The organism is Alkalihalobacterium elongatum (assembly GCF_019024285.1).
GTDB lineage: Bacteria > Bacillota > Bacilli > Bacillales > Bacillaceae_F > Alkalihalobacterium > Alkalihalobacterium elongatum.
On the sequence record NZ_WMKZ01000029.1, the window covers coordinates 47803 to 60781 of the forward strand.

Annotated in this window: 13 protein-coding genes; all 13 read left to right on the forward strand. The window is 38.4% G+C overall.

Annotated elements, in window-relative coordinates; genetic code table 11:
• The first annotated feature begins 67 nt into the window (after positions 1-67).
• Positions 68-2092, forward strand: a complete 2025-nt coding sequence (gene ftsH / locus GKP30_RS19895) for an ATP-dependent zinc metalloprotease FtsH (RefSeq protein ID WP_216831214.1) — start codon at positions 68-70, stop codon at positions 2090-2092.
• Positions 2093-2196: 104 nt separating this feature from the next.
• Entirely contained in the window at positions 2197-2982 is a 786-nt protein-coding gene (locus GKP30_RS19900) for a type III pantothenate kinase (RefSeq protein ID WP_216831215.1), read from the forward strand.
• Positions 2975-3859, forward strand: a complete 885-nt coding sequence (gene hslO, locus GKP30_RS19905; protein WP_216831216.1) for an Hsp33 family molecular chaperone HslO — start codon at positions 2975-2977, stop codon at positions 3857-3859. Before GKP30_RS19900 ends, hslO begins: the two co-directional genes overlap by 8 nt.
• Positions 3860-3969: 110 nt before the next feature.
• Positions 3970-4893, forward strand: a complete 924-nt coding sequence (gene cysK, locus GKP30_RS19910; protein ID WP_216831217.1) for a cysteine synthase A — start codon at positions 3970-3972, stop codon at positions 4891-4893.
• 175 nt (positions 4894-5068) lie between these two features.
• Positions 5069-6508, forward strand: a complete 1440-nt coding sequence (locus tag GKP30_RS19915) for an anthranilate synthase component I family protein (RefSeq protein WP_328703189.1) — start codon at positions 5069-5071, stop codon at positions 6506-6508.
• Positions 6509-6526: 18 nt separating this feature from the next.
• A complete protein-coding gene (pabA, locus tag GKP30_RS19920; protein WP_216831219.1) occupies positions 6527-7123 on the forward strand; it encodes an aminodeoxychorismate/anthranilate synthase component II in 597 nt (198 codons plus the stop codon).
• Complete coding sequence (gene pabC / locus GKP30_RS19925; RefSeq protein ID WP_216831220.1) at positions 7108-7980, forward strand: aminodeoxychorismate lyase; 873 nt, start codon at positions 7108-7110, stop codon at positions 7978-7980. Before pabA ends, pabC begins: the two co-directional genes overlap by 16 nt.
• A 1-nt stretch (position 7981) precedes the next feature.
• A complete protein-coding gene (gene folP / locus GKP30_RS19930) occupies positions 7982-8809 on the forward strand; it encodes a dihydropteroate synthase (RefSeq protein ID WP_216831221.1) in 828 nt (275 codons plus the stop codon).
• A gap of 1 nt (position 8810) precedes the next feature.
• Positions 8811-9179, forward strand: a complete 369-nt coding sequence (folB, locus tag GKP30_RS19935; protein ID WP_216831222.1) for a dihydroneopterin aldolase — start codon at positions 8811-8813, stop codon at positions 9177-9179.
• Positions 9172-9699, forward strand: a complete 528-nt coding sequence (folK, locus tag GKP30_RS19940) for a 2-amino-4-hydroxy-6-hydroxymethyldihydropteridine diphosphokinase (RefSeq protein WP_216831223.1) — start codon at positions 9172-9174, stop codon at positions 9697-9699. The genes folB and folK overlap by 8 nt, the downstream gene beginning before the upstream one ends.
• Positions 9651-9854 (forward strand): helix-turn-helix domain-containing protein, encoded by a 204-nt coding sequence (locus GKP30_RS19945; RefSeq protein ID WP_216831224.1) that lies wholly within the window; start codon positions 9651-9653, stop codon positions 9852-9854. The genes folK and GKP30_RS19945 overlap by 49 nt, the downstream gene beginning before the upstream one ends.
• Before the next feature lie 28 nt (positions 9855-9882).
• Positions 9883-10881, forward strand: a complete 999-nt coding sequence (gene dusB, locus GKP30_RS19950; protein ID WP_216831225.1) for a tRNA dihydrouridine synthase DusB — start codon at positions 9883-9885, stop codon at positions 10879-10881.
• A 193-nt stretch (positions 10882-11074) separates the two neighbouring features.
• A complete protein-coding gene (gene lysS / locus GKP30_RS19955) occupies positions 11075-12577 on the forward strand; it encodes a lysine--tRNA ligase (RefSeq protein ID WP_216831226.1) in 1503 nt (500 codons plus the stop codon).
• Positions 12578-12979 lie beyond the last annotated feature (402 nt).

Here is a 12979-nt window from a genome sequence, read left to right on the forward strand (position 1 = left end):
ATTGTGAAAAAGTTGGTAAATATGATACTATAATTTAAGCTTGATTGTACGTGGGAGGAGGTCAGGAATGAATCGGATTTTTCGTAACACGATATTCTATTTATTAATATTTTTAGTCATCGTTGGGATCGTTAGTGTCTTTAGCGGTGATCAAGTCGAGACGGAGCCAATGACAGTAGATGAGTTTTATCAGTATCTACAAAATGGCGAGGTTACCAATCTTTCTTTGAAGCCTGAGCGCCAAGTGTATTTAGTCCGTGGACAGCTTACAGGTATGGCAGAAGGAGAGTTCTTCGAAACATATATTCCTAGGGCTGAACTGGCGGTTGAGAGACTGTTTGCTGCTCAAGAAGGTGGAGTAGCTGGACCAACGTTCACGATGGAGCCTGCTGATGAGACAAGTGGTTGGGTTACCTTTTTTACGTCAATTATTCCATTTATCATTATTTTTATCCTATTCTTCTTTTTACTAAGCCAAGCTCAAGGTGGCGGAAGCCGTGTCATGAACTTTGGTAAGAGTAAGGCGAAGATGGTTCAAGATGATAAGAAGAAAGCGAAATTTAAAGATGTTGCTGGGGCAGATGAAGAAAAACAAGAGCTTGTAGAAGTTGTTGAATTCTTAAAAGACCCTCGTAAGTTCTCTGCTATTGGGGCCCGTATTCCTAAAGGGGTTCTGTTAGTTGGACCACCAGGTACAGGTAAAACGTTACTTGCTCGAGCAGTTGCTGGTGAAGCGGGAGTTCCATTCTTCTCAATCAGTGGTTCTGACTTTGTTGAAATGTTTGTTGGGGTCGGTGCATCACGTGTACGTGACCTATTTGAAAATGCTAAGAAAAATGCACCTTGTATCATTTTTATCGATGAGATTGATGCAGTTGGTCGTCAGCGTGGAGCGGGACTTGGAGGCGGTCACGATGAGCGTGAGCAAACGTTAAACCAATTACTCGTTGAAATGGACGGCTTCAGTGCAAATGAAGGTATTATCATTATCGCCGCGACAAACCGTGCCGATATTTTAGACCCTGCGTTATTACGTCCAGGACGTTTTGACCGACAAATTCTAGTCGGCCGCCCAGACGTTAAAGGACGTGAAGAAGTATTAAAAGTACATGCGCGTAACAAACCTCTTGCTGATGATGTTGATCTAAAAGCAATTGCTGCTCGTACACCTGGTTTTTCGGGTGCTGATTTAGAAAACCTTCTGAATGAAGCGGCTCTTGTTGCAGCGCGTCAAGATAAGAAGAAAGTAAATATGATCCATATCGAAGAGGCCATTGACCGTGTAATTGCTGGTCCAGCTAAGAAGAGCCGTGTAATCTCTGCAAAAGAGAAGAAGATTGTGGCATGGCATGAAGCAGGTCATACAGTCGTTGGTGTGAAACTTGAAAATGCAGATATGGTTCACAAAGTAACGATCGTTCCTCGTGGTCAAGCAGGTGGCTATGCCGTAATGCTTCCTAAAGAAGATCGCTACTTTATGACGAAGCCAGAATTGCTAGATAAGATTATGGGCTTACTTGGAGGACGTGTTGCCGAGGAAATCACTTTTGGTGAAGTGAGTACTGGAGCTCATAATGACTTCCAACGTGCAACAGGTATTGCTCGTAAGATGGTAACTGAATATGGTATGAGTGAAAAGCTTGGGCCGATGCAGTTTGGGCAAAGTTCTGGTGGGCAAGTGTTCTTAGGTCGCGATATTCAAAATGAACAAAATTATAGTGACCAAATCGCTTATGAAATTGATCTCGAAGTTCAACGCTTTATTAAAGAATGTTATGAGCGTTGTAAGCAGATCCTTCTTGATAATAAAGATAAGCTAGATCTTGTAGCGGAAACGTTAATGGAGCTTGAAACATTAGACGCAGAGCAAATCAAATCGCTCGTTAACGAAGGGAAACTTCCGGATAACCATCATACAGATGCGTATCGCAAACAAGAAATTAAATCTGAAACAACTCAAGATGGTGACGTAAAAGTAAATATCTCCTCTAAAAAAGGTGAGCCTGAAGCGAGAGAGGATAATGAAACAAAGCCTTCTAGCGAACAGTCAGAAAAGCCTAAATCAGAGGATGAAAATAAAACCGATAAGTAATAGGAAAAATAGGATGTCTTTAGACATCCTATTTTCTTTTTAAAATGATAAAATTGAGGTAAAGTAAACATACATAAACTAAAGTGAAATGTGGTGAAACAATTATGATATTTGTTGTAGATGTGGGTAATACGAATATTGTTCTTGGAGTGTATGACGGTGATGAGTTAATTCATCATTGGCGTATTGCTACAAGTCGTGATAAGACGGAAGATGAGTATGGCATGCTTGTGAAAAGTTTATTTCAGGACAGAAACCTTAGCTTAACTGAAATTGATGGAATTATCATTTCCTCTGTTGTCCCACCCATTATGTTTGCATTAGAGAAAATGTGTAAGAAATATTTTGAGCTAGATCCTATTGTTATTGGACCAGGCATTAAAACAGGTCTTAATATTAAATATGAAAATCCTCGTGAAGTCGGTGCTGACCGAATCGTCAACGCAGTTTCCGCTATTCATTTATATGGAAGCCCTTTAATTATCGTTGATTTTGGTACAGCAACAACATTTTGCTACATAAATGAGGAAAAACAGTATATGGGTGGTGCCATTGCGCCAGGAGTCGGTATATCGACAGAAGCCCTTTATACAAGAGCCTCTAAGCTTCCACGTATTGAAATCTCAAAGCCTCCTTCAGTGGTTGGAAAGAATACAGTAAATGCGATGCAAGCAGGAATATATTATGGATATATTGGACAAGTTGATGAAATCGTAAGAAGAATGAAAGAGCAATCGTCAGTAGAACCTAAAGTAATTGCTACAGGTGGATTAGCACCTCTTATAGGTAAAGAATCTAGAACGATAGATATTGTAGATCCATTTTTAACTCTAAAAGGTTTACAGATGATTTATTTGAAAAACGCTAGGAAGGAAGAAGAGTATGAGTGATTATCTTGTTCGCGCATTGGCCTTTGATGGAAAGGTTAGAGCCTATGCGACACGAACGACCGCAATGATTGATGAAGCAGCTAAAAGACAAGACACCTGGCCTACTGCATCTGCTGCATTAGGAAGAGCAATGACAGCAGCAACAATGATGGGTGCGATGTTAAAAGGTGATGCAAAAATTACTGTGAAAATCGAAGGTGACGGTCCTATTGGCTATATCATCGTCGATACAAATGCTCAAGGTGAAACAAGAGGCTACGTAAAAAATCCTCACGTACACTTTGATTTAAATCAACAAGGAAAATTAGATGTTGCACGGGCAGTAGGAACGAATGGCCAACTTTCGGTCGTAAAGGATTTAGGACTTAGAGATTATTTTACAGGTAGCATTCCGCTTATTTCTGGGGAATTAGGCGAGGATTTTACTTATTATTTTGTAACCTCTGAACAAATTCCGTCAGCTGTTGGTGTAGGGGTGCTCGTAAACCCTGACCATTCTATATTAGCTTCAGGTGGATTTATTCTGCAAATGATGCCAGGAGCTGGAGATGACGTTATCAATTTTATTGAAAATCGCTTAAGTGAAATTCCCCCAATTTCTAAATTAATTGAAGCGGGAAAAAGTCCTGAAGAAATTTTAGAGGAACTGCTCGGAAAAGATAACTTAAAAATTCTTGATCATATGGACGTTAAATTCTCCTGTACTTGTTCAAAGGAAAGATTTGAAACTGCGATCATTAGCTTAGGTGCAGAGGAGATTAAAGGAATGATTGAGGAAGAAGGCCAAGCCGAAACACGCTGTAATTTCTGTAATGAAACATATCTATTCACAAAGGAAGAATTAGAGAAATTATTAGAGGAAACAGGCAAGCGGTAAGAGAGTTAAAATTATCAAAAAAATTCGTTGACTAAATGGAAATCATTTGCTACTATAATCTTAACAAAACCAATGAATTTACTCGGTATTAACGAAAGGGGAAGTTAAATATGCGTGTAGCAAATTCAATTACAGAATTAATTGGTCAAACGCCATTAGTGAAATTAAACAGAATCGTACCTGAAGGGTCTGCAGATATTTATTTAAAGCTTGAATACTTTAATCCTGGAAGCAGTGTAAAAGATCGTATTGCTTTAGCGATGATTGAAGCTGCTGAGAGAGATGGTCGATTAAAGAAAGATGATATCATTGTTGAGCCGACTAGTGGAAACACAGGAATCGGGTTGGCGATGGTTGCAGCTGCTAAAGGTTATAGAACAAAGCTAGTTATGCCAGAAACGATGAGTATGGAGCGTCGTAACCTTTTAAGAGCTTACGGTGCAGAATTAGTGCTTACTCCTGGACCAGAAGGAATGGGTGGTGCTATTCGTAAAGCAACAGAGCTATCAAAAGAAGACGGTCACTTTATGCCACAACAATTCGAAAATGAAGCGAACCCTGAAATCCATCGTGAAACTACGGGCCGTGAGCTTTTAGAGCAAGTAGAAGGTAGTGTTGATGCATTTATTTCAGGTATCGGAACAGGCGGAACGATTACAGGTGCAGGTGGGTTGCTAAAAGAAAACTTCCCTGAACTTAAAATTTATGCAGTCGAGCCAGCAGACTCTCCAGTTTTATCTGGAGGTAAGCCAGGACCTCACAAAATCCAAGGAATTGGTGCTGGGTTTGTACCTTCTATTCTAAACACAAATGTTTATGATGAGGTTATTCAAGTGTCAAATGATCAAGCATTTGAATATGCACGCCGCGCCGGCCGTGAAGAAGGGATTTTAGGTGGTATTTCTTCTGGGGCAGCGATTTATGCAGCTCTACAAGTTGCAGAAAAATTAGGTGCAGGTAAAAAGGTTGTTGCTATTATTCCAAGTAATGGTGAGCGTTACCTTTCAACACCACTATATCAATTTGATGAATAAACCAGAGTATGAGCTAGAGGCTGACATCTATAAGTCAGCCTCTTTTTTTCTAGTTCACATTTGCATACGTTTGTAAGTAAGGACTTCGGCTTTTCGTATACTAGAAATTGTTGTAGAATAAACGTTAAGAAAAATGGTTTGAAATCATTCGCCATTAATGAGGAGAGTGAGTGTATTGCTTCAAGACAATTCGATAAACAACCAGCAAGTGTTGACAGCGAAAATCCCATTAAGTGAAAGCGTTTGGTTTCATCAGTATAAGCAGCTTTCAAAAGAGGAGCCATATCATGTCTTATTAGAGAGTGGTAGAGCTGGTCGATACCACATTATTGGATTAAATCCGATAGCCATTTTGAAAGGAAAAGGTCAAGAATTAATTATTGAACATAATGGACAAACGGTTACCCAAACAGGTGATCTCCTTACAAATATGAGAGCATGGATGGAGAAGCAGCATCGCGCATATTGCCATGATGGTACTCCATTTCAGGGTGGTGCGATTGGATATATTAGCTATGATCTCGTAAGGCAAATTGAGAAGCTTCCTAATGATGCAGAAGATGATTTAGGAATGGAAGAACTGTACTTCTTAGTTTTTGACGATGTTTTTGTTTATGACATCGAGAACGAGGAACTCACAATAATCGTGCATTGCACTAAAAATGAGCGAGAAAATGCTTTACAGCGTATAGAACACTATAAAACAGCATGGATACAGCCGATCGATGAATGGAAATGGCAGTCTAAAAAGGAAAAGGGTGGAGAGCAGTGGAGTGCCTCTTTATCCGAAATAGAGTTTGCAGAGGCTGTTGAAAGAATTCAAGAGTATATTGCGGCTGGTGATGTTTTTCAAGTGAACCTGTCTGTTCGTCAGGCTAAACCTTTATTGACAGAGCCGCTCCATATATATGAAAAATTACGTGAAGTAAATCCTTCTCCTTATATGTCTTATTTTCATACCCCTGACTTTCAATTAACTAGTGGTTCACCAGAGCTTTTAGTAAAAAAAGCAGGTGATGAGGTGAGTACACGACCGATTGCAGGAACGAGATCGAGAGGAAAGACAGAAGAAGAAGACGAAAGAAATGCTAAAATGCTCATTGAAAACGAGAAAGAACGCGCCGAGCATATAATGCTTGTCGACCTAGAGCGAAATGATCTAGGAAGAGTATGTGAGTTCGGTACAGTTGAAGTAGATGAATTAATGGTCATTGAAAAGTACTCCCATGTGATGCATATCGTTTCTAATGTGAAAGGAAAGCTTACTAAAGGAAAAGACGCTTATGACATTATTCGCGCAACGTTCCCAGGTGGTACGATTACAGGGGCACCTAAAGTAAGAACGATGGAGATCATTGAAGAGTTAGAACCTGTGAGAAGAGGAATTTATACCGGTTCAATTGGATGGATCGGTTATAATGGAGATATGGAACTCAATATTGTCATTCGTACACTGCTTTCAAAAGACAGAATGGCCTATGTACAGGCTGGAGCAGGAATTGTTATTGACTCAAATCCACAACATGAGTATAAAGAATCATTAAAGAAAGCAACCGCACTATGGCGTGCGAAAGAGTTGAGTGAAGAAGAGGTTAGTAAAGAAAAAGTGAAGTAGAGCTGAGGAGGAATAGTAATGATTTTAATGATTGATAACTACGATTCATTTACGTACAATTTAGTGCAGTATTTAGGGGAAATGGGCGAAGAACTAGTCGTTAGACGAAACGATGAAATTACCCTTGCAGAAATCGAGGAACTGAATCCAGATTACTTAATGATTTCCCCAGGACCATGTAGTCCTAATGAAGCGGGAATTAGTTTAGAAGCAATTGAATATTTTGCTGGTAAAATACCAATTTTTGGAGTTTGTTTAGGTCATCAATCGATTGGGCAAGTATTTGGTGGAAAAGTGATTCGAGCGGAACGGTTAATGCATGGAAAGACGTCACAAATCACTCATAATGAAAAGACGATTTTCAAAGGAGTAGAATCACCGTTTACAGCGACAAGATACCATTCATTAATCGTTGAGAGGGAAACGTTCCCAGAGTGTTTAGAAATTACTGCAGAAACGAGTGAGGGAGAAATTATGGCCCTTCGTCATAAAACTCTTCCAATTGAGGGTGTTCAATTTCATCCAGAATCAATTATGACTGAAGCAGGGAAACTTCTACTCCGTAATTTTATTGAATGTTATAAGGGACGATCTTCAACATGTACATCTATGTAAATGGTGAATATGTGAAGCCAGAAGATGCACAAATTTCTATTTTTGATCATGGCTTTATGTATGGGTTAGGTGTTTTTGAAACGTTTCGTATTTATGACGGTCATCCATTCTTGGTGGATGACCATTTTCATCGCTTAAGTAGAAGTTTGGAACAATTGTCTGTTCAATGGAATTGGAATAAGGACGATATACTAGGTGTTTTGAACACGTTAATAGAAAAAAACAATTTACAGAATGCGTATGTTAGGTGGAATGTTTCTGCAGGTGTCGGTCCATTAGGACTACAGATTGACCCTTATGAAAAGCCTTCAACGATCGTCTATGTAAAGCCAATACCAGAATCGATGTCGACTGTTAAACGTGGTGTTATTTTAAAAACGGAACGGAATACCCCTGAAGGAAATGAAAGACTAAAATCACACCATTACTTAAATAACATTATTGGCAAAAAGGAAATTGGCTCTGATCCAAATGTAGAAGGAATTTTCCTGACAAAAGAAGGTTTTCTTGCAGAAGGAATTGTCTCTAATCTTTTCTGGGTAAAGGATAATATTGTTTATACACCTACGGTTAAAACGGGAATACTAAATGGAGTAACCAGGCAGTTTATTATGGCGTTATTACATCAACTAGGGATTGAATGTAAGGAAGGGTATTACGAAAGTGTGGAGCTGTATAAGGCAGATGAAGCTTTTGTCACTAATTCAATCCAGGAAGTCGTATCCCTTTCTGAAGTTGATGGTAAGACTAATTACAATAGCCTTACGTCTTTAAGTGCTAAGTTACAAAAACATTATTCTATATTAAGAAAACAACTTAACAGTCGGAACGAATTATATAAAAAGGAGTTAAGTTGATATGTCAGTTCAAATAAAACCAACTAAAGTTAAGGCTTCTCAATTTTTAAATGAAACTGTTGTAATGGGAATTTTAAATGCGACCCCTGATTCATTTTCTGATGGCGGGCAGTTTAATGAAGTTGAAACTGCTTTATACCATGCAAAAGAAATGATAAAGGATGGGGCTAAAATTATTGATATTGGTGGAGAGTCAACAAGACCAGGTGCAGAAAAGGTTGAGCAAGGTGAAGAACTGAAAAGAGTACTTCCAATCATTTCTGCTATTGCTGAAGAGGTCGATGTTCCGATTTCCATTGATACGTACAAAAGTGAAGTGGCTAGACAAGCTATAGAAGCTGGGGCTTCGATAATTAACGATGTATGGGGAGCGAAGGCTGATCCTATGATGGCTGAAGTTGCAGCGTCTTATGATGTACCGATTATCCTTATGCATAATCGTACCAATAAAAACTACACCAACCTACTAGAAGATATGAAGAGGGATCTAGAGGAAAGTATCAATATATGCCATCGCGCTGGAGTTAGTGACGATCAAATCATCTTAGATCCGGGTATTGGCTTTGCTAAAACATACGAGAACAACCTTGAGGTTATGAGAAGATTAGATGAAATTGTAGATCTTGGTTACCCTGTTCTCTTAGGAACGTCACGAAAATCTTTTATTGCAAAGGCTTTAGACCTCCCTGTCGATGAGCGTGTAGAAGGAACCGGGGCTACAGTTTGCCTCGGTGTTGCAAAAGGGTGCCAAATTGTTAGAGTTCATGATGTTTTAGAAATGAGTCGAATGGTAAAAATGATGGATGCGATGTTAGGGAAAGGTGTATAAAATGGATAAAATTATTATCGATCAGATGCAATTTTATGGATATCATGGTGTATACGCAGAAGAAAACAAACTAGGCCAAAGGTTTAAGGTTGATGCAACTTTACTGTTGGACTTAAAAAATGCAGGGATGAAGGATGATCTAACTCAAACTGTTAATTATGCAGAAGTGTATAAAATCACAAAAAAGATTGTTGAAGAACAAACGTACAAATTAGTTGAAACGATCGCGGAAAGAATTTGTTCGGAAATTCTTAATTCTTTCCCCATTGTTGAGTCATGTACGATAAAAGTCATAAAGCCAGACCCACCAATTAATGGTCATTATCATTCAGTAGCAGTAGAAATTACAAGGAGTCGAAGTAGTGAGTAATATTGCATATATTGGATTAGGTTCCAACATGGGTATTCGAGAAGATTACCTTCTATTAGGCCTTAAAGCATTGAACAATGAAAATGGAATCGAAATAAAGAGTGTTTCCTCCATATATGAAACTGACCCAGTTGGATATTTAGATCAGCAGGATTTTCTTAATATGGTTGTTGAAGTTTCAACCACATATAAGCCTGAACAACTATTAGAAATCACCCAAAAAATAGAAAGTAAGGCAAAAAAAAATACCCCTGTTCGTTGGGGTCCGAGAACTTTAGACCTTGACATTTTACTCTATAATCAAGAAAATATTAAGATGGATGATTTACTTATTCCTCACCCAAGAATGAGTGAGAGAAGTTTTGTCATCATTCCGTTAATGGAGTTAAACCCTCAATTGATGCTGCCTCACGAGCAGGAAACAGTTTCGGAGATCTATAGAAGGTTAACAGATAAAGAAGGTGTTAGATTATGGAAAACGAACAATGGGGTAGGAGAATACGGGCTTTTCGAAAGTTGAAAGGTTACACCCAAGAATCATTTGCCCACGCTATAGGCGTTTCAATTTCAGTATTAGGGGAAGTCGAAAGAGGAACGAGGGTACCAACGGAAGAATTACTAGAAAAAGTTGCTGATGCTTTACAAATTAGTATAGATGAATTGATTGCAAAATAGATAATTTAAAATGATGGAGGTGAAAGTGATGTTGAAGATTGGTGATATTAAAATGAAAAACCAAGTAGTTTTAGCACCGATGGCAGGAGTATGTAACCCAGCCTTTCGTTTAATAGCTAAAGAATTTGGTGCAGGGCTTGTTTGTGCAGAAATGGTAAGTGATAAAGCTATTTTACACAAAAATGAAAAGTCATTGAGTATGTTATATGTAGATGAGCGGGAAAAACCTTTAAGCTTACAAATCTTCGGTGGAGAAAAAGAAACGTTAGTCGAAGCCGCTAAGTTTGTAGATCAAAACACGAATGCAGATATTATTGATATAAATATGGGATGTCCAGTACCGAAAATCACAAAATGTGACGCTGGAGCAAGGTGGTTACTTGATCCTAATAAGATTTATGAGATGGTTTCGGCTGTAGTTGATGCAGTTGAAAAACCTGTAACGGTAAAAATGCGGATCGGTTGGGATGAGGAACATATTTTTGCAATTGAAAACGCGCGTGCAGTCGAACGTGCAGGCGGTAAAGCTGTCGCGGTACACGGGCGCACTCGTGTTCAAATGTATGAAGGTGTAGCAAATTGGGATATCATTAAAGAAGTGAAGGAATCTGTCAGCATTCCTGTTATCGGTAATGGTGATGTTAAAACACCTGAAGATGCAAGACGTATGTTAGATACAACAGGTGTTGACGGTGTAATGATAGGAAGAGCTGCACTCGGAAATCCATGGATGCTTTACAGAACAGTGCATTTCTTAGAAACGGGTGAATTACCAGGTGACCCAACACCACGCGAAAAAATTGATGTATGTATGCTACACTTAGATCGTTTAATTGCATTAAAAGGTGAAAGAGTGGCTGTACGTGAAATGAGAAAGCATGCAGCGTGGTATTTAAAAGGGATGCGAGGCAACTCAAAAGTGCGAGAGCAAATTAATTACTTTGAAACGCGTGACGATGTTTACAACTCTCTATATGGTTATATTGATGAAGTTGAAGCCACAATGAACGCTGTTGAAGTAGGCTAAGATAGTTGACTTTATCATTTTACTTTTCTATAATTCGTCTGAGTTGATAACGCACTGCCAGTATATACTGGCAGTTTTTCTACATATAAGCAAAGTTTAGAACCTCTGCCTATGTTGCGGAGCTACATATGATACATATCATTGATAAGTAAGATTGTTAGTGGTTACTTTGAAGAAAATAGGAGTGGATGAAATGACACAAGAATTAGAATTAAATGACCTTTTAGCTGTGCGCCGAGACAAATTAAAAAAAATAGTCGATAAAGGTGTAGATCCTTTTGGAAGTAAGTTTCTTCGAACACATTCTGCAAAAGAAATGGTAGAACAATTTGAAGAGATCTCAAAAGAACAACTAGAAGAAGACAAGCATGAAGTAGTACTAGCTGGAAGAATTATGACTAAGCGTGGCAAAGGGAAAGCAGGGTTTGCTCACATTCAAGATTTAACTGGAAAAGTTCAAATCTATGTACGTCAAGATGCTGTTGGCGAAGAAGCATATGAACTGTTTAATACGATTGATATCGGTGATATTGTTGGAGTATCTGGTGTTGCGTTTAAAACAAAGGTTGGAGAATTATCAATTAAAGTAACGAACTTCCAATTACTAACAAAATCATTGAGGCCACTACCAGATAAGTTTCATGGCTTAAAAGACATTGAGCAACGCTATCGCCAAAGATATGTTGACCTAATTGTAAACCCTGAAGTACGTGATACGTTTGTATTAAGAAGCAAGATCTTACAGTCGATGAGACGTTATTTAGACAGTAAAGGCTATTTAGAGGTTGAAACGCCAATGATGCACTCTATTGCAGGTGGTGCATCAGCTCGTCCATTTATTACTCACCATAATGCACTTGATATGACGCTTTATATGAGAATTGCTATTGAGCTTCACCTAAAGCGATTAATAGTTGGTGGTTTAGAAAAAGTTTATGAAATTGGACGAGTGTTCCGTAATGAAGGTGTATCGACACGACATAACCCAGAATTCACAATGATTGAGTTATATGAGGCCTATGCGGACTATAAAGATATTATGAGTTTAACCGAAAACTTAATTGCTCATATCGCTGAAGAAGTGTTAGGAACTACAACTGTTCAGTATGGAGACTATGAGGTAAACCTAAAGCCTGAATGGAAAAGACTGCACATGGTTGATGCTATTAAAGAATATGCGGGAGTAGATTTCTGGAAAGAAATGAGCGATGAAGAAGCACTAGCAATTGCAAAAGAGCATAAAGTTCCTGTGAAAGATACGATGACTTATGGTCATGTAGTAAATGAATTCTTTGAGCATTTTGTAGAAGAGAAATTAATTCAACCTACATTCATTTATGGGCATCCAACAGCTATTTCTCCGTTAGCGAAGAAAAACCCTGAAGATGAGCGCTTTACTGATCGTTTTGAACTGTTTATTGTTGGACGAGAACACGCGAATGCCTTTACAGAGCTTAACGACCCGATTGATCAAAGAGAAAGATTTGAAGATCAGTTAAAAGAAAGAGAACAAGGTGACGATGAGGCACATATGATGGATGACGATTTCGTTGAAGCGCTAGAGTACGGAATGCCTCCAACTGGTGGTCTAGGGATCGGGATTGATCGTTTAGTCATGCTATTAACGAATTCACCGTCTATCCGTGACGTGTTACTATTCCCGCAAATGCGCCATCGTGAAACAAGCGAAGAATAAAATAGTTTAAACTAAGAGTGTCTATCACCTCCTACCATAGTTATCGCTTCATTTTGAGATGTATAGCATGATGAGGATATGGGCACTCTTTTTTTATGTGACAATTGTTGAGTTGATGGTAGGGATTGCGAGAAAGGAATAAAATATTTTGCTTTTCCTTAAAATTACTCTTTATTTTTTTTCGACAATCAGTATAATAAATATCAGGCATTATTTTGTAGACATTAATTGAAATTTGTTGAATAAAAAATAAAAATTAGTGTTGACTATGATTTTTGAACATGTTATATTAGTAAAGTCGCTGTCACAGCAGCGGACAAGCGTGAAGTTCTTTGAAAACTGAACAAAAAGCCAAGCGAAATAAAGAGATACATGATATCTCGTCAATGTTTTAAAAACGTC

What these genes read in the sequence shown, in the direction of transcription:
- GKP30_RS19900 (WP_216831215.1), top strand. Translation starts at nt 2,197, where the DNA reads ATGATATTTGTTGTAGATGTGGGTAATACGAATATTGTTCTTGGAGTG.
- dusB (WP_216831225.1), top strand. Translation starts at nt 9,883, where the DNA reads ATGTTGAAGATTGGTGATATTAAAATGAAAAACCAAGTAGTTTTAGCA.
- pabA (WP_216831219.1), top strand. Translation starts at nt 6,527, where the DNA reads ATGATTTTAATGATTGATAACTACGATTCATTTACGTACAATTTAGTG.
- pabC (WP_216831220.1), top strand. Translation starts at nt 7,108, where the DNA reads ATGTACATCTATGTAAATGGTGAATATGTGAAGCCAGAAGATGCACAA.
- hslO (WP_216831216.1), top strand. Translation starts at nt 2,975, where the DNA reads ATGAGTGATTATCTTGTTCGCGCATTGGCCTTTGATGGAAAGGTTAGA.
- folB (WP_216831222.1), top strand. Translation starts at nt 8,811, where the DNA reads ATGGATAAAATTATTATCGATCAGATGCAATTTTATGGATATCATGGT.
- ftsH (WP_216831214.1), top strand. Translation starts at nt 68, where the DNA reads ATGAATCGGATTTTTCGTAACACGATATTCTATTTATTAATATTTTTA.
- GKP30_RS19945 (WP_216831224.1), top strand. Translation starts at nt 9,651, where the DNA reads ATGGAAAACGAACAATGGGGTAGGAGAATACGGGCTTTTCGAAAGTTG.
- lysS (WP_216831226.1), top strand. Translation starts at nt 11,075, where the DNA reads ATGACACAAGAATTAGAATTAAATGACCTTTTAGCTGTGCGCCGAGAC.
- folP (WP_216831221.1), top strand. Translation starts at nt 7,982, where the DNA reads ATGTCAGTTCAAATAAAACCAACTAAAGTTAAGGCTTCTCAATTTTTA.
- cysK (WP_216831217.1), top strand. Translation starts at nt 3,970, where the DNA reads ATGCGTGTAGCAAATTCAATTACAGAATTAATTGGTCAAACGCCATTA.